Raw genomic sequence first — 24507 nt, 5'->3', positions numbered from 1 at the left:
CATTTGCTCCAATGGAACCAATGTATCACATTGCTCTGCGGACTGTCGACAAGGGCGGTACCAGGAAAACTTAGGCCTGTCGCGAATCCTCCGCAGACGGTATCATTATTACCATAGCAAAATTGACCAAAGGATGTGATCGTCATGGCTACAGTGACCGCGCACCATCAAAGCCCTGTTTATATAACGGCCATCGGAGCATTCCTGCCCGGAGAGCCGGTCGGCAACGAGGAGATGGAGGATTATCTCGGACGCATCGGCGGCAGACCGTCGCGGACCAAGGCTAGAATTCTCAAGGAAAACGGCATCAGGACCCGGCACTATGCGCTGGACAAAGAGCAGAACACCGTGTACAGCAATACCGATATGGCGGCACAAGCGATCGCAGCAGCGATCGGCCGCTCCTCGGTCCAGCATGCAGATATCGACTATCTGGCGACAGCCACCACGCACAGCGAGCTGATCATTCCCGGCTTCGCCAGCATGGTCCAGGCCAGCGCCCGGCTGCCGGTGATGGAGATCGCCAATCTGCATGGCGTATGCGGCAGCGGCGTAGCGGCGATCCGCTCCGCTTACCTGCAGGTCAAAGCAGGCGGCAAGCAGCACGCGCTGGCCTGCGCAAGCGAATTCCCCAGCCGGGTATTCAAGAGCAGCCGTTATGAGGATCAACAGATCTGGAAGGACACCGGCCGGATTCCGTTCGATACCGATTTCCTGCGGTTCATGCTCTCGGACGGCGCCGGCGCCATGCTCCTGCAGCGCAAGCCGGCGCGGCGCGGCCTGTCGCTGCGCGTCGAGTGGATTGACATCCGCTCGTATGCAAGCGATTATGAGACCTGTATGTATGCGGGAGCCAACAAGACCGATGACGGCTATATGGGTAAGAGCTGGCTGGACTATCCCACCTACCGGGAAGCAGCCGATGCAGGTGCCATTAATATGAAGCAGGACATCCAGCTGGTCAATGAGATGCCGAAGCTTGGCGTACGGGACTTCTTTGCCCTGGTCGACGAAGGCAAGCTGGACCCGCGAGAGATCAGCTGGATGGCTTGCCATTATTCCTCCCACTTCTTCCGGAGCGAAGTATTCCGGCTGCTGGAACTCGGGGGCGCCCCAATCCCGGAAGAGAAATGGTTCACCAATCTGTACACCAAAGGCAATACCGGCTCTGCATCGATCTTCATCATGCTCGAGGAGATGCTGAACAGCGGCATGCTGGCCAAGGGGGAGCGCATCCTGTGCATGGTGCCGGAGAGCGGCCGCTTCCTCACGACCTTCATGTATGTGACGGTAGTGGATGCCGACGATCACATCGACACTCCAGAGGACGTCCCCCTACCGAGTCGGCAGGAGGCCGGCAGCAGCCCGCTGAACGCGGCGGCTGTCTCCCCGACGTCGCCCAAGCAAGCTCTGGCCCCGTCCGAGCCGCCGCTGCTCCGCGAGCCGGCAGCCCCGGACCTGAACTACGACGAGGATAACAAGCTGCAGCAATGGCTGGTCAGACAACTGGTGCAGGTGTGGATCGACTTCGAGAAATCGCTGGGTCAGGTGCCGATCATCGATAAGCTCAACCGGGGGCGTTTTACGCTGGAAGACTATCTCAGGCTGCTCTATAATATCCGCCAACAGGTCATCGACGGCTCGCAGTGGATCGCCCGCGCCGCCTCCAATATTTCGATCGACCGTATCGACCTCCGCTCGGCCTTTATCTCGCATGCCAGCGACGAACATAAGGACTATCAGATTCTTGAGCGCAATTATCTGGCCGTAGGCGGATCTGCCGAGCGCATCAACAGCGGCGAGAAAAACATCGGCAGCGAAGCCCTCTCGGCCTACATGTTCCACAGGGCCAGCCGCGAGAATCCGTTCGACCTGCTGGGCGCGATGTGGATCATCGAAGGCCTCGGCTGCAGGATGGCCAGATATTGGGGCGAGCAGATCCAGGAGCAGCTGCAGCTGCCGGACGAGCATGTCTCCTTTCTCCTCTATCACAGCGAGAGCGACGTCAATCACTTCGAACGACTTGAAACCGGCATTCGCTCGGATATGCTGACCGAAGAGATCGCCCGGCGGATCGTCAAGACGGCCAAAGTGACGGCCCGGCTCTACCTGCTGCAGCTTGAAGAACTTGACAATGATTAGTATGATGGGAGGGAACCGCAATGCCTACACCGGACTACTTTTATGACATGGAGCATAATCCCAAGGACCCCAACCCGTTTTTGGCCGTCTTCCTCGACCGCAGCATTCCGTTCGATGAGGACGCCAAAGCGGCTTTCCTGAAGGATTCATCCCGCAGGTCGCGACAGTTCCTGCTGCCGATCCTGCGTCCGTTTGCCAGACTGTCGATTATCCTCATCAAACTGCTGCGGACCGTGCTGCCCAACTCGTTCACCTCATCCAGAGTGCTGCACCGGGTGCTGCACTGGGGGCTCAAGACGTTCGTCTCGCCGGAAGCCAATACAATGATTCTAAGACACTTCATTCTGGGTAGTGAGATACTACAGTTCATCCGCGACAATGTGCCGGGGGTGGACGTCACGCTTAACCCGCTGAAGCCTTATACGCTGGAAGCGGTCAAGGACGATCTGTTCCTGACCCACGACCTCAATATTTATAATTTCATCATCAATCTCAACAAGGAGCTCAAAGCCAAAAACATCGAGATTACGTACCAGCCGCAGCTGAACATGGACGCCATCTCGCTTGATCCGTATCCGATCGAGCCGCTGCCGCGCCGCTGGACGAACCGGATCGATCTGGTAACGGCGATCGAATTCTTCACGCCGATCTATCAGCTGTTCCTGAGCGACAACGATTTCTGGCGGGCCTCGAACTCCCTGCAGCTCGATGAGATTATCGGCATCTATGCGGCGACCATCGTCAACGAGCCGCAGCGGCTGGCGCTGGTGAACAACAAGCACCCGATGGTGCCGCTCATCACGCTGCAGGCCGGCTACCGGCTGGTGCTCCACGGGCTGGCGACCGAGCAGCTCCATGCCATGCTGGTGGAGAAGAAAAAACAGCTGCAGCAGCAGGCGGCAGCATCTACACAAACTTCATGAAGGAGTTGGATATCATGACTATGATCCCCGAGACCAAAACGTTGGCGGTCGTCGGCTCTTATGCCGACGCCGCCGATCCCGGCCTTTATTTGTGCGAGTTCGATACTGCAGCCGGCAGTCTGCGCATACTTCAAGAAATCTCCGGACTGCACAATCCGACGTTTGCCGCCATCGACGGCAGCAAGCTCACCGTCTACGCCATCTCCGAGGAAACCGGAGACGATGGTCAGCGGAAAGGTTATGTGAGCGCATTTGCTCTGGATCCCGCAGCCCTGCAGCTGAAGCTGATCAACAAAGAAGAGTCCGTACCCGCGCCAACCTGCCATATCGAGCTGGATCACTCGGGAAGCAGTGTGCTCGTATCCAGCTATCACGGCGGTCTGCTTGGCCTGTCGCCTATACTGGAGGATGGCGCCATCGGCTTGAACGCCGACCTGCACCGTCACGAAGGGACGAGCATCCTGCCTGTACAGAGCCAGGCGCGGGTTCACTCCGCATTTGTCGACCGCTCCAATCGGTATGCCGTAGCCTCCGATCTCGGCCTGGACAAGCTGTTCGTCTACCGGCTTGATGTGGAAGGCTATCATCTGATCCCGCATCAGGAAGTTAGAGTAGCGCCGGGCTCCGGCCCCCGTCACTTCGTCTTTCATCCGTCCCTGCCCTACGGCTATGTGATCCATGAGCTGAACGGCACGATTACGGCTTTTGCATTCGACGAAGAACAAGGTACGCTGCGCGAGCTCCAGACGGTATCTACGCTGCCGGATGTCTTCGAGGGTGACAACGGCTGCGCCGATATTCACATCTCACCGGATGGACGTTTTCTGTATGGCTCCAACCGCGGACACGACAGTCTGGCTGTGTACGAGATCGCAGCCTCGTCAGGCGAGCTGACGCTGGTAGAGATCGTCCCGACGCTTGGCGGACATCCCAGGAACTTCGCGTTGTCTCCAGACGGCAAGTTCGTCCTGGTCGCCAATCGGGACGGCAACCATATCGTGACGTTCCGACGTGACGAGGATACCGGCCGGCTAACTCCTGCAGGAATTGAGCTGTCTGTGTCCAAGCCGGTTTGCATCAAGTTCGTCGCCGTCATGGAAGCCCATTGAACTGCCGCCTCGGCCTCAGCATCTTGTCCGCCCGTATTTCACGCGCCGGTCTTCCCGACGCCGCCTGAAACACGGGCTTTTTTTGTGCATATAACTTTCCTCTGGAAACCCTTTTACAACCTGTGTAAAATGGGTAATGGAACATAGCATGTGAAGATAATGCTTGGATTCATCTATACTCACAAGAGATCTCTAAGGGAGGCTCACTTGATGATCAACCAGCCTCGACAGACGACAATATACGAACAAATGTATAATTATGCACCAATGGGCATTTCGCTAATAGGGATAGAGGATGGCCGTTGGCAGTCCGTTAATCCTTATCTTTGTGATATGCTGGGCTACGAAGAGGATGATCTGCTGAAGATGAGCTTCCCCGACATCACCCACCCCGAAGATGTAGGCAAGCTGGATAGCCGGGAGATCTGCAATTACCTGTTACGCTCCAAAGACACCATGCCCGTATATGAGATGGAGCTCCGTTTCTTGCATGCCAAGGGCCAGACCATCTGGGCTTCATTGCATATCTCGCTGATCCGTTGTCCGGACACCGATGAGCTCGATTGTCTCATGATTCAGTATGTCAATATTACGGATAAGAAAGCCAACGAAAAAAAACTGTTGGAAACTCAAAATCTATACAAACTCATTACCCGCTACACCAACGATCTTCTGTCCATCAGCCTTCCCGACGGCACATTGGAATTCGTCTCGCCTTCCATCAATCTGTTGCTGGGCTATGAAGAAGAGGAGATGATCGGCAGGAACCGCAGAGATTTTTATCACCCGGACGACGCGCAGGATATGAGGGATCCGGACAAGCTGTTCTCGGAGACGGACACGTTCACCCGGCGCATCCGTCACAAGGATGGTTATTATCTTTGGTTCGAGACTTCCTTTCAGATTATGAAAGACGAGGATGGCAGGATAGAGAGGGTCATAGCTGTCGGTCGTAATGTCACGGAACGCAAAAAAAATGCACTCGCTCTCTCCGAAGCCCAGCGGATCGCCCGGATCGGCGCTTGGGATTATGACCTGATGAACGAACAGCTGACACTATCCGAGGAGATGCGTCACATCTTCGGTCATCGTATCGGCGAGGCTGGGCTCGATACCTTGAGGGACTGTATCCATCCGGACGATGCTGATCGGGTGACGGGTGCATTGTGCTCGTCCGTAGAACATGGCAGCAATCACTCGATGACTTTTCGCATCGTCCATCCCGATCAATCGACTGCCTACATCCACTGCCGCTGGGAGGTCTCCCGCAATGATCAGGGGCAGCCGATGCAATTGATTGGTGTCGCCCAGGATATTACCCAGCAGCGTTTGATGGAAGAGAAGCTCAAAGAAAGCGAACAGCGTTACAAATCGCTGTTTGAGTACAATCCCGCCAGCGTCTATTCTATGGACATGGAAGGCACTTACCTGACTGCCAACGCCAGTATGGAAGTGCTGACCGGCTATACGATCGAGGAGCTGACGGGATGTACTTTGGCCCGATCGTGCCGGAGCAGGATCTCGAGAAGACGCTGCACCACTTCAACCTGGCCCGTGAAGGTTACCCTCAAAACTACGAGATATCCATCATCCATAAGGAGGGGCATCTGGTCGACATCAGTGTGACCAATGTACCGATCATCGTCAACGATCGCATCGTCGGCGTGTTCGGCATCTCCAGCGACATTACCCAGCGCAAACGGTATCTGGAGCAGATCGAGAAGCTCAGCTACGAGCACTCGCTCATCCTGAACTCCGTATCCGAGGGGATCTTCGGGGTAGACGCAGAAGGCATGCCGATGTTCATCAATCCCGCCGGAGCTGCGATGCTGGGATATACGTCGCGCCAGTGGCTGAGCAATCCGCGTTTCGAGCAGTTGTTCCAGACGCCGGGAGGGCTGCCGGACTCCGGAGACGAGTCGCCGATGCGCAAGACGCTGCTGGATGGACGTACAAGAGGTCGCCAGGAGGCGGTTTTCTGGCGGGCCGACGGGACCAGCTTGCTCGTCGATTATCAGATAACGCCGATCTACGACAAGGGAGAACGCAAAGGAGCAGTTGTTGTCTTCCGTGACAAGACAGGCGAGCAGGAGATCATCCGGGCCAAGGAATCAGCGGAACGGGCCGATCAAGCCAAATCCGAGTTTTTGGCGATTATCAGCCACGAGCTCCGCACACCGATGAACGGCATCGTCGGGATGGCTGCGCTGCTCGATGAAACGCCGCTCAGCGAGGAACAACAGCACTATACCCGTGTTATCCAGGAGAGCAGCGAAGCGCTGCTCAAGATTCTCAATGAAATCCTCGATTTCAGCAAGATGGAAGCGGGCAAGATGAGACTCGAAGAGGAAGCGGTCAACATCCGGGCCATTATACGCAGCTCCATGCAGCTGTTTGAGGCCAGAGCCCAGGAAAAGGGCTTGTCGATGACAACCTCGATCCCTTCGACCATTCCGGATATCATCATTAGCGACGGTGCAAGACTACGTCAGCTGCTGATCAATCTTATCGGCAATGCGGTCAAATTTTCCAACGACGGGACCGTCTCCCTATTTGCCGATATTGAGCCGTTTACTGACGAGAGTCACGCCGTCCTGACGCTGACGATCCAGGACTCGGGGATCGGGATTCCAGCGGAAAAGCTGGATCAGCTGTTCATCTCCTTCTCTCAGCTGCATCCGGCGATCAACCGCATCTATGGCGGGACCGGCTTGGGCCTGGCGATCTGCAAGAAGATCGTCGAGTTGATGGGCGGTACGATCAGCGTCGAGAGTGTCGAGCATGAAGGCTCGACCTTTACGTTATGCCTCCCGGTAGGCCTTGGTTAGCTTCATATGTAATTTAAAATACAAAAAACCGTCCTTCGGACGAACGTTCAACGTTCGCCGAGGGACGGTTTTTTGAAATAATACAACCACTACACTTCCCGTTCGCGCAAGCGCCTCGCCAAGCTTTGCTGGCTGCTCTTGCCGCGCATGAACATCGACAGTCCGGCACTGACCATGATCAGCCCTGTCGTAACGAAGATCCAGTTGATGTCGAGAAAGAAACCCAAGCCGCCGCCGATCAGCGGACCGATCATCGCGCCAAGCTGGTTGGCGCTAGTCGTCAAGCCGAACGACCGGCCGCGGAACGACTCACTGGTGTGCTGAACGACCAGCGTGTTGATGTTCGGCACAATCCCCGCCATAAACAGACCAAAGATAAACTGCACGGTCGTGAACAACCATAGATCCTGCACAAAGTATTGCGTCGCCACCACGCCGCCCGAGACGATCAGGCAGAAGGTCAGAATGAGTCCATAACCACGCTGCTCGCCCAGTCTTCCCCAGAAAGGGGAGGCGATGATGCCGGCAACCCCGATCAAGGCAAAGACAAATCCGGAGGTTAGCACCGCCCCGCTCAGATCGCCTTGCAAATTGGCGATATGCAGCGTCAACAGCGGCTGGATCATATTGAGCGAAAGCTGGAAGACCAGCAGCAGGATCAGCATCCGCGTCAGCACACCGTCCTGCATCGCTTCCTTGAGATCGCGCCACAACTTGCTTTCTTTGGGTGCTGACGCGGTTACCCCTTCCCGGACCCAGACGATCACCGCAATCGTAGCGAGCAGGATCAGCACGCCAGCGATGATAAATGACATCCGCTGACCGAACCAGACTGCCAGAAGTCCGCCCATCAGCGGTCCTAGGATGCCGCCTGTCATCGTGCCGGCCTGCATCATCCCAAGGCTCCAGCCCAGCTTGGCTCCGGGAGCTGAGGAGGCGACAATCGCCATCGATGCCGGGACGAAGCCGCCGACCAAGCCGTGCAGCATACGCACGATAATCAGCTGTCCCGGCGTCTGGACGAAGGCGATCAAAGCATAGATAACCGCCAGAGAGAGTCCGGCCCGGATGACCATCTTGCGTTTGCCGTATTTGTCCGCCATCGAGCCCCACAGGGGAGCCATCACGGCACCCACCAGAAAGGCAGAGGAATGTACCGCCCCTGCCCACAGATTAACCGCGCCTTCCTCTACGCCCAGATCAAACAAAAAGAGCGGCAGGAACGGCACAGCCATCGTATAACTAGCACTGCATAGCAGCACGCCACCCCAGAGAATCCAAAGTGTACGCTTCCATTGTTCCAATTCCGGCGACACCTTTCCTTCCCTGGAACGTATCCATATGTTTAATTATACCTAACCGCTCCTCGGTGATGCGAGTCGCGATCAGACCAGCATATGGGCGGAATTCGAAGCTGCGGAGCAAAATTGCGGGAAAAGTTGCTGGCGCTGTGACGTTCCCGCTTTATCCAGGGGCTGCTCAGCGCTTACGGCATTTGGAGCCAAATTATCGCTGACCTACGGCCGCCAGCACACGGATTTCTGCTTCAGCCAGCAAATAACGAGCCAATATCTCCACAATCGGCTGCAGGGCATGACGATCAAAGCCTTCGAACATCGGACTCGGGTTGCACTCGATCAGCACATAAGACCCGTCCGGCCTGCGCTTGAGATCGACTCCGCTGAACAGCAGGTTCAGACGGCTGCATGCGGCGATGCACATACTGCCGATCTCATCGGGGACGTGGACCGGCCGCATCGCCTTGCCTCCGAGCCGATAATCGACATCGTCGCTGTCCAGCTCGAAGGCGGCGATCGCTTTGCCGTCCAGCACGAACACCCGGACATCCTGGCCTTCGATATATTCCTGGAAAATCGCCGGCGCATGTCCGAGCGCCTCCAGCCGCTCCGGCGCCAGATCTTCCTCGCCCAGCAGCCGGCAGTGCGCCCCTCCTGCGACCGGCTTGTACACTACCTGCCTCGAGCGGACGAACTCGCGCAGCCGCTCTGCACTGCTGGTAACCAGCGTCTCCGGTACGGGGATCCCTGCTTGACGCAGCGATTCGATCTGATAAGGCTTGGCAAAATGGATCAGCAGCGTATCGACAGGATTGACTAACAGCTTGCCATGCAGCGGCATGCACTTGAGCCAGGACAACCAGGCGGCATAACGCTCGCGCTGAGCAGCATAAGCGACATAGCCCTCCTCCCGGATCTGCGCCTCGATCTCACCTGCGTCAAACGCCGGCGTCGGCAGGAACAAAGCCCGCAGGTAGTAGACATGAATCGCCTCTGCATCATAATCGTTGTAGGCGGCGCCATATCCGGCCTTGACTGAGCTCATCGACAACGGGTAAGCCGCTTCGCTGATCGTATCCATGATGACAGGCTTGCCGCCTTGACGCTTGATCTCCTCGGCAAGATATAGACAATGCCGTTCCTTGTCCGCACCGATGATTCCAATGGTCAGCTCGTTGGTCATCCACTCATCTCCCTCTATAGTTAAAATGTGCCCCGATCACCAGACTGGTGATCGGGGCACAGATTATAAAGCGCATACATTTGACGAGGCCTTATGTTAACAGCCGCCTTCTTCACCTATAGCCATTGTAGTATAGATGTCCCCGCCCTCTTCGCCGACGGCAAAGGTCGTCACATCCAGGAAACCCTTCTTCTCCTCTTCACTGAACAATACCCGGTTGGACCGTCTTGTCTCAAGCTCGCTGATGAACAGATTGGTTCGCTTCATAAATAAATCAGCTCCTCATCACAAATTGGTTTATTCAGTCACACCCCAAATTATACCATATCTGAATAGTTACAAAAATTAGAATACTCTTATTTAGAGAATAATGATGATCTTAAAAAGCTCTCATTTAATGGGATTTTAAGTTCGTTTTAAGTTTATTTTCAGATTACGGGGGTACATTTATGGCAAGAGAAGGGAGGATAGAGAGCATAGTCATACTGGCATTTCACCTAGAGAAAACATAAATAGTGGCACAAAAACAAAATTGGAGGTCTTTTAACATGTCTAAAACAAAAACTGGTCTGTTCATTCTTGCTTTGTCTGTGATGCTCGTAGGCGCTGGCTGCGGCAACAATGCGAATAATAACGCACCGGCTGATACGATCCCGCCGTCTGATGTTACGCAAAACAACGATCCGGTTCTTAACGATCCAGCGATTGACGAAGATCCGCTTACTGACGACCCTGCGGATGACCCGTTGACTGACGATGAAGTTGTCGATCCGGATGCTCCGGTTGAAGAAGAAGTTACAACACCTTAATGAAGAGTAATTCGAATAAATAGTCTGCATATACGGCAGGTCGGCCATGCTTTCTAGGCATGCCTGAATACATGTCCTGGCCCGACTGTTAGTCGCAGTCCTTCGTCAGGATAGGCAGGCTTTATATAAATCAAAACGCTGCAGTACCGGACTACCGGACTGCAGCGTTTTGTTGTTAGAGCGTGCTATCTAGCTGCATCGTAAATACAAGTCCGCACAGAATCCCGTTAAAGCGACACGGCAGGCGCGTCCTCTTGCTCCATGCCAAACCGCTTGCGATAGCCGCATCTGCGGCATAGCTCCTCCACCGCTTCGCGCCGGGAAAAGCCATCGACTATGGCTGCCGCCCGCTCGCCCGCCAGGATATCGCCAAACGACTGCTGACCGATGTTGCCCAGATTGATCACGCCTTCTCCGTCCAGACAGCACGGAACAACCGTGCCATTGGCCAGGATGGCCGCTTGCGTGCGCAGACCGTAACAGAAGCCTCGTCCCTCATCTGCTTCCGCATCAAGCGACGGCCATTCGAATTCATGATCCTGATTCAGGTAGACCCGCTCCTCGATCTTCAGCCCTTTGCCACGCTCGAACCGTTCTTCGATCCGAAAGGGCAGGCCGAATGCCTCCTCGATCATCGCCAGCAGCTCCCGGTTGCGGCTGCGTTCAAGATTGGTCCGGTTGTCCGTCGTCAGATTCCACAGCCGGTAGGAGATGATCGTCTTGGTCGTGGCCTGGGCATCGCGGGTAAAGGCCAGGATGTCCGCGAGATAGCCCGCTCTATCCTGCGAGCCGGGGTGCCCGTCGAAGCTGTGCAGCGAGAAATTGATCTGCCGCAGCGCGGGCTTGCCCAGCAGCTTCGCCCGGTTTTTGGCAATCAGGGTGCCGTTGGTCGTAATATTGACCTTGATGCCATATTCATGACTGATGTCGAGCAGTTGATCAAGCTTCGGATGAAGCAGCGGCTCCCCCTTGACATGCAGATAGATCGAGTCCGTATACCCCTGGATCTGCTCCAGCCGTCGGCGGAAGTCATCCGTGGAGATGAAGCTTTTCTCGCGGGCGGTCGGCGGACAGAACGTGCAGGCAAGATTGCAGACGCTCGTGATCTCGATATAACATTTCTTCAGCTTCCTCATGTATACTCCTTCACGATGCATGGTATGAACGGATTATATCACGTTTTTGGCTCTGGCGGGATCCTGCGCTATAATAGCTGTAGCATCATTGGAAGACTACATACAATACTAGGCGTTGTCGCCGATTATGGAGGGATACAAATGGGATTTGAAGAGAATCTGCAGAAGTACGCGGCACTGGCCGTGGAAGTTGGCGTCAACGTGCAGCCGGGACAGAAGCTGGTCGTCAGTGCGCCGCTTGTCGCAGCACCTTATGTCAGGCTGATCGTCAAACGGGCCTATGAAGCGGGCGCTAGCTTCGTCCATGTCGAATGGAACGATGATGAGATTACCCGTACCCGCTATGAGTTGGCGCCGGGGGATTCCTTTGATTACTTCCCGCAGTGGCGGGCTGACGGCTGGGAGGAGCTGGCAAAGGACAATGCAGCCTTCCTGTCGGTCATCGCCGCCAACCCGGATCTGCTGCAGGGCATCGACCCGACTCGGATCAAGACGGCCAATATTGCCGCAGGCAAAGCTATGCAGCCGTTCCGCACCTACACGATGTCGGACAAGGTGAGCTGGTCGATCGTTGCCGTTCCTTCGCAGGCGTGGGCCGACAAAGTATTCGCGGATGCTCCCGAAGATGAGCGGGTCGACCGGCTGTGGGAGGCGATCTTCCAGGCTACGCGCATCGATCTGGACGATCCGGTCCAGGCATGGCGAGCGCATACCGATCTGCTGGACAGCAAAGCTGCCCGGCTGAACGAACGGAAGTACAAAGCACTGCACTATACCGCACCGGGTACCGATCTGACGATCGAGCTACCCGAAGCCCATCTGTGGGTCAGCGCCGGCAGCCACAATGCCCAGGGCAGTCTGTTCATCGCCAACATGCCCACGGAGGAAGTGTTCACGGCGCCGCTCAAGACCGGCGTCAACGGCACGGTGACGAGCACCAAGCCGCTCAGCTACGGCGGCAATCTGATCGAGAACATCCGGATTACGTTCAAGGACGGCAAGATTGCTGAATACGATGCCGACCACGGAGTCGACACGCTGAAAGGACTGATCGAGACGGACGAAGGCTCGCAATACCTCGGAGAAGTGGCGCTGGTGCCGCACACGTCGCCGATCTCTCAGACGGGCCTGATCTTCTTCAATACGCTATTCGACGAGAATGCATCCAATCATCTGGCGATTGGCAAAGGTTATGCCTTCTGTCTCGAAGGCGGCAAGTCGATGAGCAAGGAAGAGCTCGAAGCGCAGGGTCTCAACGACAGCTTAACGCATGTCGATTTTATGATCGGTTCTGCGGAGATGGATATTGACGGCGTCCTGGCGGACGGTACCCGCGAGCCGGTCTTCCGCCAGGGCAACTGGGCATTCTAGAGGTGGACAAAGCGATGCCGCCAGTCTCCCCTCCTGCCGCCGGCTTCTCCTGCGCTGTAGAAGTGCCGCTTCACTGGGTCCGCGCCAACCAGACGGGGATCCTGCTCAGCATCATCGCTGCTGTCGGGTTCGGAGAGCCGCTTCTATTGCTGCTGCCGCTCACCGTCCAGCTGATTACGCGCTGGTTCGGGATCCGCTACAATCCGTTCGTGCGTCTGCTCCATCGGCTGATGCCGCGCAGCCAGCAGACGGAGAGCCGGGAGCTGCTGCGGTTCAACAATCTGCTGGCGATCCTGTTCCTGGTGGCGGCGCTGAGCGCCTTCCTGCTGCAGTCACCGACGGTAGGCTATATATTTGTCGCTATGCTGACTACAGCTGTCGTACTGGCGCTTAGCGGCTTCTGTGTCGGCTGTTTCATTTACTTTCAATGGAAGCAGCTGCGGGCCAAGCGGCGCCGGAGCAGCTGATACAGGGGCTGGCCGCTACCCTTCCGTTTGCCAGAGGGCGCTACAGGGAAGCGGCCAGCCGTGCCGCCAGCGCCTCAATGTCCGGCCGCCTGGCCAGCTGCGCCAGCCATGCCTCCGGAATTGCATCAGCTCCGTACCACAGTCCGGCCAGTCCGCCTGCCACCGCACCAGTAGTGTCCGTGTCCTCGCCGAGGTTGACTGCCTTCAGCACCGTCTCTCCGTAGCTGCCGCTCGTAAGCAGACACCAGATCGCCGCCTCCAGCGTGTGCACCACATACCCCGATGAGGAGATGGTCGGCTCTCCCAGCTCCGTGATCTCCCCCTCCAGCAGCCGGCTGTAGTGCAGCAGCTCCGGGTCGCCGCGAAACTGTTCCCTTACGGACGCCTGCATACGCCGCACACTCTCAGCCGGCGTATGCAGGCTCATCAGCTGACAAGCCAGCTCGACATAAATAACGCAAGCGATGATCGACCTCGGATGACGGTGCGTGATGGATGAAACGGCGGTTACATAGGGTATCTTCTCGGCAAGCGGCATATCGCGAAGCCAGAAGGCCAACGGCAGGATCCGCATCAGCGAGCCGTTGCCGTTGCTGTACTCATCGGCCAGTCCGGCCTGCTCCGCCGGCATCCCCTCCTCGCGCAGCCGCTCCAGTGCCTTGCGCGTGGCGATGCCGATGTCGAACACCTCGCCATGAGGCGACCACCAGCCCTCCTCGTACCATCGGAGCGAAGCTGCCGCGATCGCCTCGACATCATACCCGCCGCACAGGCTCTCCGCCAGGCAGAACGTCAGCGCCGCATCGTCGGACCAGGTGCCCGGCGGCTGATCATGCGTACCGTAGCCCAGCATGACGCCCACCGGCTGAGCCCGCAGCTGTGAACGGGACAAGAACTCCACCGGCACACCGAGCGCATCGCCTGCCGCCACACCAAGCAGACCGCCTCTTACAGCTTCTTTTATAGCTGCATCCATATTACATCCATCTCCCCTTCTGCCCCAGCAGGGCCAAGCACGACACCCTGGGACCTGCACCAACCCCCGGAACGGCTCGTGGATCTGCAAATGCCCCGACTCTCTCGACTTACCCTTCCAATCCCGCCAACAACCGGGTGCGGATATCGGCAAATCGCTCATCCCGAAGCAGCTTGCCGTCTTGGAAGATAACTTCCAGCAAGTCCTTGTCTGCACGGGCTTCATACTCAGCCACGCCAAGGTTATCCTCCGCGCAGATGCCGTTCTCGTCCGCATACACATGGACAAGGCCCGTCTGCGATTTTTTGAAGTTGTTGCTGTCTGTCTTCGGGTCTTTGTAGATCTTGCGCTCCTCGCCGTCGATGATCGTAAACGTCGATTTCAGCGCAAAGCCAAACGTATCCCGCGTATTGTACTGGTAAGTGAACGATCCGATGCCGTAGACCATGTTGGTCGAAGCGAAGCCCTTGGCTTCGAGTCGCGAGCAGATCTCCCGGCAGCGGTCCAGCGTGATCGCTTCGCCGTAGATGGCGCCGATGTGGCTGTCGAGCTGCTTGTAGCCCTTCTCGGTCACCGTCCCGCCGAAGATCTCCCAGAGCAGCTCGATGACGCCTTTGCGCACCCGCTCATCCTGCGCATCGGGGTCGCCGCAAATGATCTTCACCGGATCGCCGCTGTCCGGACGGATGACGACCCGACCGTCGCGCCGCATGATGTCTTCCTTCAGCCCGCGCACAACCTCGTCGATCACCTTCCACAGATCCCACGTATCCGAGACGATCGAGACGAAACCATCCGGGTAGACCTCGTTAATTAGGTAACGATACGATGCCGTCTCATCCGTACCGTGCGCGCACATGACGCTGTGCTCCGTCGCCGGGATCGAGCTGCCGATCAGCTCCTGCTCGATATTGCCCTTGTAGAACTCCTCGACGTAGAGGATCGACGGGATCGAGTCGGTACCGGTAAACGAGATCAGATGGCCTGCTCCCGAGCTCTTCGAGGCGTCCAGCGAGGCCATGCCGCGCATCGAGAAGTCGTGGCCCTGGAAAGGAACGCCCGACGTATCGCCGTTCGTGCGGAGCGCGTAGTCCTGCAGGATCTTGCGGTATTCGTAGGCGATCGTTGCACTGGTCGCCGGCATCCACAGCTGGCACGACATCAGCGTTTCCAGGTAGTTGGTCACCCAGAAGAACGCAGGAACCGTATTCTCGATGCTCAGCATCGGCACCTTGACAGGCACCCGCGTCCCTTCCTTGATCGCTTTGACCTTCACCGGCAGATAGCCCAGATCATGCAATGCCTCGATATGCGAAGCGTCCGGGTCGGCGACGCCCAGCGCATGCTTCAGTACACGCTTATACTCGGCAGCCACCTCGGCGCGCGGCCTGGCGAAGAAATGCTCGTTGAAGTAATCGATCAGGTATTCCTTGACGAAGGCCTGGAAACCGAAGGCGACCACTTCCTCGACATCGGCGAGCCGGCTGGTACGGGCCGTCCAGGTCGAGTAGACCCGCTCGGTCCCCTGCGGATACTGATTTTTGTGACTCACTTTATAGAAATCGCACAACAGCGTGGCCGGATAGATATAACGTTCGCTCATCTTGCATTCCTCCTCAACTTTTGCCGCCAGATTCTAACGGATCTGCTTAGCCTATGGTATACATGTGAATCCGATCGTCTCCCGGTTCGTCCAGGATCGTATCGGTCGTGAAAACCTGGTCAATCAAGCCGCTGCTCAGCAGCTTGCCTTCATGTATCGACTTCTCGCAGTGGGCGACCAGCAGGTAGATCTTCGACGCGCCCTGCTCCCTCAGCCTCTCGGCACTTAGCAGGAACGTACCGCCGTAGGAGCAGAGATCGTCGACGATGATCGCCTTGAAGCCAGCCTCCGGCGGTTCGCCGATCACATCCAGCCGCTGGATCGTGCCCGTCTGGAAGTCCCGGGCCTTGAAGCCGACGAGCTCGCGGTAGCCGTGCAGCCGGCTGTACCGCTTCTGAGCGCCGGCATCCGGGAAGAACAGCACATCGCGCTCGCGGTCGAAGCCGGTCCTGTCGATCACGTCCTCCAGCAGCGCCAGTGTCGGATAGCTGGCCGTGCTGCGATCAAGCAGCGCCGCGGTCACATCAGAGTGCGGCTCGATCACCCGGACGCTCTCGAACTGCAGCGTGTTGATGAACTGTGCCGCATACTTGAGCGTAAAGGCCGAACTGCCTTCCACCCGGTCCATACGGCTGTAGGGCATATAGCAGATCACCAGTGAAGCCGTCATTCCCCGGTCGTCAAGGTAACGCTTGAGGAACATCAGACGGACGAGGTCGCCGTCGCTCGCATATTTGAAACCTACCGTATTCGTCTCATTAGCCGCAGCCAGAATCTGTTCGCCATCGATCAACGTTTCCCCGTTAGGAAAACTACGAAACGCCAGCTCTTGCCCGTTAAGCATCAGCATGCTGCACCACTCCTCTCAGTCAGCTATAAATGGATAACCCCGGCTTCCTCCCGGTAAAACGATACAACTGCGCCGCCCGCTGAGAATAGCGGTTGGATTGCTTTAACTCACCCCGGCTGTCCCGGACTTCCTCGATCAGCCCCTCGCGGCTGCGGGTCGAGGTAATCTTGCGGATAAAGTTGTGTTCGGCAAACTCCGGCACGACCGTCTGGATAACCTGGTAGAGCTCGCTGATCGTAAATTCCTCCGGGAGGAACTCCCTGGCGATCGTCGTCGTCAGCATCTGCGTGCGGACGGCCTGGAGGGCGTCTTGCAGGATGCGGCGATGATCGAAGGCCAGCTCCATCTCCAGCGCCTCCTCCACCCGGAACAGCTGGACGTGGGAGGCATCGGCAGACGCCCGCCGCTCGCGCAGCACCTCTTCCCGCACCAGCGCCAGGAAGGCGTGGGAGATCATCCAGCCCCGCGGGTCCCGTCCGGGAGCGCTGTACACATCCATGTACGACAGGTGGACGTCGCTGACCCCCGTCTCCTCCTCCAGCTCTCGTCTGGCACAGTCATAGACGGTCTCCGTCTCCCGCGTGAAGCCGCCCGGGAGCGCCCAGCAGCCCTCATAAGGCCATACCTTGCGGCGGATCAGCAGCACGTAGAGCTCCCGCAGCGGCAGCGATTTCTTGGCGCCCTGGCGCTCGGTGGAGAGAATCGTGAAGATGACGATATCCGAGGGCACGCCGTCGGGGGTACGATAATTGGCTGTGGAATAGTTCGCTTCATTCTCGACCATAGTGCGTTAGCAGCCTCCGTTGTTTGTTTTAATAATGTCATTATGACATATTTAAACGAGAAGTCAAGCCGCGACACAAAAAAAAGTACAGGAGCCCTCCGGATAGCCGGAAAGTCCTGTACTGTAAAATGCGGCTAGGTGCACGGGATTATTTGAGGATGCCTGCAGCCGTCAGATCTTCGACATTGAAATACATAGCGAAGCCTTCGCTTTCCTGTAACGGTTCGAGCATGCCCAACCGGTAGAGATCCGCTACATTGAAATGCACCTGTCCATTTTCCTTTTTCATCCGCAGACCACCCGACTCGAACGGCGCTGTCAGGCCGCCCGGGATATCGACGTTCATCAGCGTCGAGCCTTCTTCCCAGCCGTCGCCTTTGTAAAGACGGTGCTCGAACGCACCATCAACCGTAGCGCTTCTGCCCACAATATGCATTTTGATTCCGGCTTTCGTCTCCAACGCCTTTTCCGTTTCCCACTCTCCGCCAATCCGCGAACGCAGGTCATAGTAGAACTTTTTGACGCGAATGCCGCCCACCTTCGTTTCCAGCACATCGATGTTATGCCAATTAGCCGGGAACTGCAGCTGCAGGATCACTTCTTTTTCATTTTGCAGGGTGTACTTGAACTTGTCGTAAGAAGCTTGCCGGCCGTAGATCTGCTCCAGGATTCCCTCCACCATCCAGCCTTCCGACAGCTTTGGCGCCACCGGCATGCCCGGTTCTCCGCCATAACGGTTCCAGTGATTATCGTTTGTATCGACGAATTGATATTTGTGATTGCCGTATTTGTCATAAGCGTAATAAACCACTTGGCCGTCGGCCCATTTGCCGTAGCCTGGATCCGGCAGCACTGGGGTCAAAACTGTCCCCGGCTCAAGGGTTACCTGGCCGGCCGCAGGCTTCATCTGCCCTGTTTCCCTCAGATACTGATTAATCAACTGCACGTATGGCAGTACAGAAGCGCCAAAATAATCCATATACACCTCGCCGAATGTGGCAAGCAGCCAATCGCTGGCGTACTGGCCGTGACCGAATACCCGGTGCAGATCCCTGCGTGTATTGGCCCGCTGCCGGCCCTCGTCGTCAACCCAGTAGATGACTTCGTCCAGGTTGATGGAACGGATATCCTTGACCGCATATCTTACGATGGACCCTTCGAGCTGATAATAAAACGCCGCCTGATTCTCATAAGGATGACCGGTCAGCTTGCGCCAGCCGCTCATCTCGCCTGTCCCCGCTACGCTGCCCAGTTTGCTTGCGGGGGCTTGGGCCGCAGCCGTCAGCTCACCCTTTGGGATCGTCCCTATGTACACCGTAGCATTGGGTTTGTGGTAGTAGACTTCAACCTTGAGGATGTCCGAGATGGCGCGCATCGGTACATAAGTGCGTCCCTTGTACATGAAATTGCTAGTGGTGATCTGCTTGCCGTCCACCAGGATTTTCACTGTATTCATGGCGACCTCGATCCTGCCGTCCCGCTGCTTGTCCTTCACATCGTTTTGAGCGCTCGATCCCGCCTTTTCTCCGCCTGCGGTTAATTTATTGAAGTGAATCGTATTTGTTTTTGCATCAAAGTTCATCGATACGCCATCGAGCATTTCTGTAACATTGCGGATCGGTACATAGGTCGTATTGTTGTAAAGAATATTATTGCCTCCCGCCAATTGACCGTTCACCTTAATCTGCAATTTGTTGATCGATGCCTGGATCATGCTCGTCTTGGCAGCGAAGCTGCTGCCGCATGGGACGAGCAAAAGCGCTGCCGTCAGCAGCAGGATAATCCCCTTCTTCAACCTCATCATCTCCACTATATGATAGATACTATTTCTTCCTTATATTAGTTATCGGTGTGTGTACGAAATACGATAAGCATCCAACACAAATAAGCCTGAGGTTGGAACCGTCAGACTTATCGTAAGTCGTTAGCTTGTGGCTCTTAGCCAAGAGACGGATACCAGATCGGCCGATGAAGCTCAAAGCCCTGATGATCGTCCATGACCCGGTTCAGCCTTGTCATCATCTCTTCAAGCTCCTGGGGATGATGCTTGACGACCCAGACGACCGACGAGATGACCGACATCGCCATATAGAGGGCATACAGCTGCCAGAATGACTCGTCCGGCTCCCGGCCTTCATGATATCCCCGGATCTGACCGACGGCAAAAGGCAGGCTCGTCTCGATGGTGAACATGCCGATCTTCAGAAACTCATGCACCGGATCGCCCCAGTCGAAGCGGCCGATGTCGATGACCCCGGCGAACCGCCCACCCTCCACGATCAGATTGCTGGGGTGATAGTCGTCATGCTGGAACAGGTTGGGCCGTCCCCGCATCGCCTCCAGATGACGGTCGATGAACGCAAGGACCGCTTCATCCCCCGGAAATTGGACGCCGCATATCCGGTACGCTTGGGCATACCGGCGATGCTTGGCTGCCTTGGCCTCATACCAGCCCGGCCAGTCCGGCGGCGCTGCCAATTGGTGCAGCTTGCGCAGCTCGCGGCCCGCTTCGAGACCGATCGCATATTGCGTCTCCACAGGCAGCTGCGGCAGCGCCACCGACGCATCCTCGCCCGCGATATACGTCAACAGCATATATCCGACCCCCTGCTCCTCCAGCAGCCCGAACTGCAGCGGCCTGGAGCAGCGGACCCCAAGCGCCGCCAGCTGTCCCAGCATCTCGTATTCCTGCCGCTTCGACGCATACCCGGCTGCATCGAAAATCCGCAGCAGCGTCCGCTCCCCCTCCAGCACACCCGTATAGAGCCGGTCGCCCGAGTAGCCCTTTGTGATGCGCCTCCAGCCTGTGCCTTCCTGTAGCGCCGGGCAGTCTCTTATCACCTGCGCCAGTTCGAGATTCTGTGTCATGCGGTTCCCCCTCCCGCCCATCGCTCCAGTACAACAGCTACGCCATCCTCGTCATTGGTTGCTGTCACCTCATGGGCTGCCAGCTTCAGTTCCGCTACAGCGTTGCCCATGGCGACAGGGTAGCCGCAAGCTTCAAACAAGCCCAGGTCGTTATAATCGTCGCCGAAGACGAGAGCCTCCTTCAGTCCAATGCCGTACTGCTCGCATAACATGCGGACGCCAGCTTCTTTGGACACCTTGGCAGATGCGATCTGGACGAGCTCGCCCTGATCGGTGACGACGATATTGAGCCGATCGCCAAAGGCCTCGATAAGCGCGTCGACCGCAGCATAGCTGGAGACAAGAATCTTGGTCGCTTCATGACGCTTCAGCAGCTCCAGCTCCTGCACGATCGGCGCGCCGGTCACATTCATCCGCACATGCTCTGGCACTTCGCGGAGCGCGTACCATGTATCCATCACTTCCAGCCCAAGATCGGCATTCGGGTCGGCGGCCAGGCAGTGATCGATCACGGCAGCCGTCAACTCGCTGCCGATCGCCTCGTGGTAGCGGAAGTCCGAAGCCCGGCAGTCGATCTGAGCCCCATTATAGTATACAAACGCCCCCAGCTCCTGCAGCGACCCGGGCAGCAGCCTCGCCACTGTGCGCGGCGGGCGGGCCGTCGCGAACACGACGCGGATTCCCTGCAGGTGGCAGGCCAGGACCGCCGCTTCATTGCGCCGGCTGACCTGTTTATGCGAGTCCAGCAGTGTGCCATCCAGATCGAGTATGACTGCTTTTATATTCACAGGTTCCCGTCCTTTCTACTTGGATTTGCTCATACTGTCAGTATAGTCTGCGACTCAGTCACCTGGCTCGTCTCTGTCAGTGAGGTCCTGCCCAGCTGAGCCCGTAATGTCGAACGCCACCATCGTGCCTTTGCCGGGTGTGCTGCGGATCATCAGGCCACGGCCATAGAGCCGGAGCAGCCGCCGGTGCGTATTGGCAACGCCGATGCCGCGCCTGCCCTTGCCGGAGCGGCTCACCAGTTGGCTGGCTGTGTCCGCATCCATCCCCTGGCCGTCGTCCTCCACCTCGATCCGCGTACGATCGGTCTCCCGCAGGATGCGGATGGTCAGTGTCCCGCCCCCGCTCTTGCGGAGCAGTCCGTGCTGCACGGCATTTTCCACCAGCGGTTGGATGGACAGCGGCGGCAGGAGCAGCTCGCGGTCCTCGTCCATCTCCCAGACGATGGTAAGCCGTTCGCCGAACCGCTCCTTCTCGATGTAGAGATAAGCCTGCACCAGCTCCAGCTCGCGGGAGAGCGGCGCCAGTTCACCGGTATTGAGATAGTCGAAGCTGATCCGCAGATAAGACGCAAAGGCATCCAGCATCCTCGACATCCGCCCGCTGTCGATCTCGATCAGAGAAGCAATCCCATTGAGAGTGTTGAACAGAAAATGGGGTTGGATCTGTGCCTGCAGGTAGGCCGCTTCCAGGCGCAGCTTCTCCTCGATCGACTGCTTGATGGCCGCTAACGCCCGTACCCGGTACTGCAGCTCCAGCGGGTCCACCGGCTTGGTCACATAGTCATTGGCTCCCGCGCGGAATCCCGTATAAATATCTGCTGACTGGCTCCGGGCGGTGAGCAGCAGGATCGGCAGATCCAGAGCCGTATGCCTCTCGCGCACCCGCTGCGTCAGCTCGTATCCGGACATGCCGGGCATCATCACATCCGCGATCAGGATATCCCAGCCGCCCGCTTCCAAGAGCGCCAGCGCTTCCTCCCCGGAAGTCACCCCTTGAACCAGGTAATCCCCGTCGCCCAGCATGCGGGAGAGGACGCTCAGATTGACGGGGTCGTCGTCCACAGCCAGAATCTTGATCTGTCCGGCGCTCTCTGGCCCTCCCTCTCCTTCCGCCTGGCCCGAATCCGCCTCCACCACTTGATGGGAAACCGAGATTCGCTCTGCTCCGGCGGTCTCAGCTGCGGCCGTGACTGCAGCCTCTGCTGCAGCAACGACGGCTTCACCCGTATCCTCGGCCAAGGGAAGGTCGAATGCGAAAACCGTACCTTCGGCTGGTGCCGATTGCACCGTCAAGGCGCCTCCGTGCAGGTTCACCAGTTGTTCGCATATGCTCAGGCCTAAGCCGAGACCGCGTCCGTCTTGTACGCCTGCCTGTCCTTGCTCATAGGCCAGGAAGGCCCGGCTGCGCGTCTTCTCGTCCATGCCGATGCCTGTGTCTGCTACCTGAATGAACAATCTGCCTTCCCGCAGCTCGGCCGAGATTGTGATAGCCCCGCGATCCGTATATTTGATCGCATTATGTACCAGATTGTAGAGCACCTGGACGAGCCTTTCCTCATCGGCATTCACCGGCGGCAGCGAATCGCCCATCGCGGTCCGCAGCACGATCGGCTTGCCTTCCAGCAGGTAACGGAGCATGCCCACCACTCCCGGCACGATGGACTGGATGAGCACAGGCTTGCGGCTCAGCCGGATCCGCTGCTCTTTGAGCCTCGCCACATCGAGCAGATTATCCAACATATGCGACATCCGCCGGCTGATCTGCACGACCCGTTCCAGGTCTTCTTTGCCCTCGCTGTCAATCATGGCTCCATGCTTGCGAACGACGGTGTCGGTCATAGTCATGATCCCGTGCAGCGGTGTCCGCAGCTCATGTGACGTGTTGGCGAGGAATTGATCCTTGAGCGCATCCTCCTGCCGCAGCTGCTCATTGAGTCTGGCATTCTCCTTGGCCTGACGGAAGTACTTGCTGAACCAGTAGGTCGAGAAGCCGACGATCGTCACCAGCACATCCACCGGATAATAGATCCCGCTGTATGCATGCCCTGTCCCCAGTGTCCGCCAGCCCAGATTGGCCAGGATGCCGGCGGCGGTCAGCAGCAGATACGCAAGATCCCGATTGTTGCGCAGCCTCCCCATTAACCGGACCAGAACCGGAATCAGCAGGAGGATCGGTACGAAACCGACCACGAGCAGAGGGCGAGTATAGACGCTGTTGTGCACCACGCTTGCGGGTGCCGCAGCCAGCCAGACGCTCAATCCGAGGAGCGCTGTGACGAGGCCTGCACTCCAGTAGCTGTTGCCGGGGCCATACAGCAGTCTGCGGAAGATCAGCAGGATGAGCGCATTTTGCCAGATGAACAAAATAAGCCGCAGCTTCGTCGTCCACGTATAGCTGATCGGCATCCAGGAAAGCAGCACCTGGTCATAACCGCTTACGATCAACAGCCCTACCGTCAGCACGAGCAGCGCCACATAGAACAGTGTCCGCTCCTGATGGATCAGGAACAGGATGCAGGCATACAGCCCGTGCAGCAGCAGGATGCAGAAGATCGCCACTTGAAACTGGATGGACAAGTCCCGCATCCGCTCGATCGAAGACTGGGCGCCGAACCGGATGGGGCTGAGAAGCCCTCCCTGATCCGGCTTGTGGAAGTTGGCTACGCGGATCAGCACCTCGAGCTCGGTCTCTCCTTGCTCGTAGTAGGTGGCCAGATAAGAGCCCTTCTGCGGCACATAGTTCTCACGTATGTCTGCCGGTTGCCCACTACTTCCCGCGAGCTCGCCGTTGATCTCGACCTCCGAGGCGGCCTGAATACCGTGCAGCCACAGGGTAACCGGATGCCGCAGCGGGTCGGTGCGGATGAGCAGCCGATACGTGCCATAGCCGTAAGCGTCGCTACTGCCATCCAGCGCGGCCTGCCAGTTGCCCGGTACCTGGATGGCACTGGCGTTATCGGCGCCTGGGCGCTCCCCCGTCCGCCCCCGCAGCTCTCCCGGATAAAACAGCCATTCGCCATCTAAGAAGACGGGGTCGGAATCCTCGAGTCCCAACCCCCGCAGATCCACTATGCCGCCTGTTGCCGGTGATCCGCCCATGGTCTGAAAAGCTTGTGTCCAGGCCAACCGGACACCGGCCAGCAGCCCGAGGAATAACAAAAAAACGACCCCGTATTTGACGATCGTCTTCCCATGATCCGTATTCACGCTATGTATAGATTCCTGCACATGCTCCCCGTCCTCTACCCGCTTTTGCAGCGCTCTCTATTCTCTTAGTATGGACTATATGAGCCGCTGCGACAAGGGAGGTTCAAGCTGCATAACAAAAGGAGCTGTCCTGATGCCAGTGAAAACCGACAACAGGAAGCCCCA

The 24507-nt window shown here is 57.4% G+C and carries 19 protein-coding genes and 1 pseudogene; 8 read left to right on the top strand and 12 right to left on the bottom strand.

Annotation, left to right across the window (positions count from 1 at the left end):
* The first annotated feature begins 144 nt into the window (after positions 1-144).
* The 5 genes and pseudogenes from ABC336_RS24625 (at position 145) to ABC336_RS24605 (ending at position 7002) form a co-directional block, all read left to right on the top strand.
* The gene (locus tag ABC336_RS24625; protein WP_413241173.1) at positions 145-2142 is read left to right on the top strand and encodes a 3-oxoacyl-[acyl-carrier-protein] synthase III C-terminal domain-containing protein; all 1998 of its coding nucleotides are present in this window, start codon (positions 145-147) and stop codon (positions 2140-2142) included.
* A gap of 20 nt (positions 2143-2162) precedes the next feature.
* Positions 2163-3065 (top strand): DUF6999 family protein, encoded by a 903-nt coding sequence (locus tag ABC336_RS24620; RefSeq protein ID WP_413241172.1) that lies wholly within the window; start codon positions 2163-2165, stop codon positions 3063-3065.
* Positions 3066-3079: 14 nt separating this feature from the next.
* Complete coding sequence (locus ABC336_RS24615; RefSeq protein WP_413241171.1) at positions 3080-4174, top strand: lactonase family protein; 1095 nt, start codon at positions 3080-3082, stop codon at positions 4172-4174.
* Positions 4175-4333: 159 nt separating this feature from the next.
* A pseudogene (locus tag ABC336_RS24610) lies at positions 4334-6508 on the top strand (histidine kinase dimerization/phospho-acceptor domain-containing protein); the annotation flags it as partial.
* Positions 6509-6558: 50 nt separating this feature from the next.
* Positions 6559-7002: an ATP-binding protein gene (locus ABC336_RS24605; protein ID WP_413242594.1), complete on the top strand. Its 444-nt coding sequence runs from the start codon at positions 6559-6561 to the stop codon at positions 7000-7002.
* Positions 7003-7091: 89 nt separating this feature from the next.
* Here ABC336_RS24605 and ABC336_RS24600 read toward each other — a convergent pair whose 3' ends face one another.
* From ABC336_RS24600 to ABC336_RS24590, 3 genes are all read right to left on the bottom strand, one after another.
* Positions 7092-8306: an MFS transporter gene (locus ABC336_RS24600; RefSeq protein ID WP_413241170.1), complete on the bottom strand. Its 1215-nt coding sequence runs from the start codon at positions 8304-8306 to the stop codon at positions 7092-7094.
* Positions 8307-8508: 202 nt separating this feature from the next.
* Positions 8509-9483 (bottom strand): ATP-grasp domain-containing protein, encoded by a 975-nt coding sequence (locus tag ABC336_RS24595; RefSeq protein WP_413241169.1) that lies wholly within the window; start codon positions 9481-9483, stop codon positions 8509-8511.
* Between the two features lie 96 nt (positions 9484-9579).
* Entirely contained in the window at positions 9580-9750 is a 171-nt protein-coding gene (locus ABC336_RS24590) for a hypothetical protein (RefSeq protein WP_413241168.1), read from the bottom strand.
* Positions 9751-10031: 281 nt separating this feature from the next.
* On the opposite strand from ABC336_RS24590, the gene ABC336_RS24585 reads away from it, so the two are divergent.
* Entirely contained in the window at positions 10032-10292 is a 261-nt protein-coding gene (locus tag ABC336_RS24585; RefSeq protein WP_413241167.1) for a hypothetical protein, read from the top strand.
* Between the two features lie 227 nt (positions 10293-10519).
* Here ABC336_RS24585 and ABC336_RS24580 read toward each other — a convergent pair whose 3' ends face one another.
* A complete protein-coding gene (locus ABC336_RS24580) occupies positions 10520-11428 on the bottom strand; it encodes a radical SAM/SPASM domain-containing protein (RefSeq protein ID WP_413241166.1) in 909 nt (302 codons plus the stop codon).
* 141 nt (positions 11429-11569) lie between these two features.
* Here ABC336_RS24580 and ABC336_RS24575 point away from each other — a divergent pair, with 141 nt between their 5' ends.
* Together ABC336_RS24575 and ABC336_RS24570 are read left to right on the top strand one after the other, a co-directional pair.
* Positions 11570-12799, top strand: a complete 1230-nt coding sequence (locus tag ABC336_RS24575) for an aminopeptidase (protein ID WP_413241165.1) — start codon at positions 11570-11572, stop codon at positions 12797-12799.
* A gap of 14 nt (positions 12800-12813) precedes the next feature.
* Positions 12814-13266, top strand: a complete 453-nt coding sequence (locus tag ABC336_RS24570) for a DUF4395 domain-containing protein (RefSeq protein ID WP_413241164.1) — start codon at positions 12814-12816, stop codon at positions 13264-13266.
* A 40-nt stretch (positions 13267-13306) separates the two neighbouring features.
* On the opposite strand, the gene ABC336_RS24565 is transcribed toward ABC336_RS24570, so the two are convergent.
* The 8 genes from ABC336_RS24565 to ABC336_RS24530 form a co-directional block, all read right to left on the bottom strand.
* Positions 13307-14242, bottom strand: a complete 936-nt coding sequence (locus ABC336_RS24565) for an ADP-ribosylglycohydrolase family protein (RefSeq protein WP_413241163.1) — start codon at positions 14240-14242, stop codon at positions 13307-13309.
* A gap of 109 nt (positions 14243-14351) precedes the next feature.
* Positions 14352-15845: a nicotinate phosphoribosyltransferase gene (locus ABC336_RS24560; RefSeq protein WP_413241162.1), complete on the bottom strand. Its 1494-nt coding sequence runs from the start codon at positions 15843-15845 to the stop codon at positions 14352-14354.
* Between the two features lie 46 nt (positions 15846-15891).
* Complete coding sequence (locus tag ABC336_RS24555) at positions 15892-16695, bottom strand: ribose-phosphate pyrophosphokinase (protein WP_413241161.1); 804 nt, start codon at positions 16693-16695, stop codon at positions 15892-15894.
* Positions 16696-16714: 19 nt separating this feature from the next.
* Positions 16715-17479, bottom strand: coding sequence for an NUDIX domain-containing protein (locus ABC336_RS24550; protein ID WP_413241160.1), 765 nt, complete (start codon positions 17477-17479; stop codon positions 16715-16717).
* A 148-nt stretch (positions 17480-17627) separates the two neighbouring features.
* A complete protein-coding gene (locus tag ABC336_RS24545) occupies positions 17628-19274 on the bottom strand; it encodes a stalk domain-containing protein (protein ID WP_413241159.1) in 1647 nt (548 codons plus the stop codon).
* Between the two features lie 143 nt (positions 19275-19417).
* A complete protein-coding gene (locus tag ABC336_RS24540; protein ID WP_413241158.1) occupies positions 19418-20347 on the bottom strand; it encodes an aminoglycoside phosphotransferase family protein in 930 nt (309 codons plus the stop codon).
* Positions 20344-21135, bottom strand: coding sequence for a Cof-type HAD-IIB family hydrolase (locus ABC336_RS24535; protein WP_413241157.1), 792 nt, complete (start codon positions 21133-21135; stop codon positions 20344-20346). The genes ABC336_RS24540 and ABC336_RS24535 overlap by 4 nt, the downstream gene beginning before the upstream one ends.
* A gap of 54 nt (positions 21136-21189) precedes the next feature.
* A complete protein-coding gene (locus tag ABC336_RS24530; RefSeq protein ID WP_413241156.1) occupies positions 21190-24342 on the bottom strand; it encodes a hybrid sensor histidine kinase/response regulator in 3153 nt (1050 codons plus the stop codon).
* Between the last annotated feature and the right edge of the window lie 165 nt (positions 24343-24507).

The organism is Paenibacillus jepli (assembly GCF_047238105.1).
GTDB lineage: Bacteria > Bacillota > Bacilli > Paenibacillales > Paenibacillaceae > Paenibacillus_D.
The sequence above is the reverse complement of the archived record's forward strand: the minus strand, read 5'-3'. Positions and strand labels throughout refer to the sequence as shown.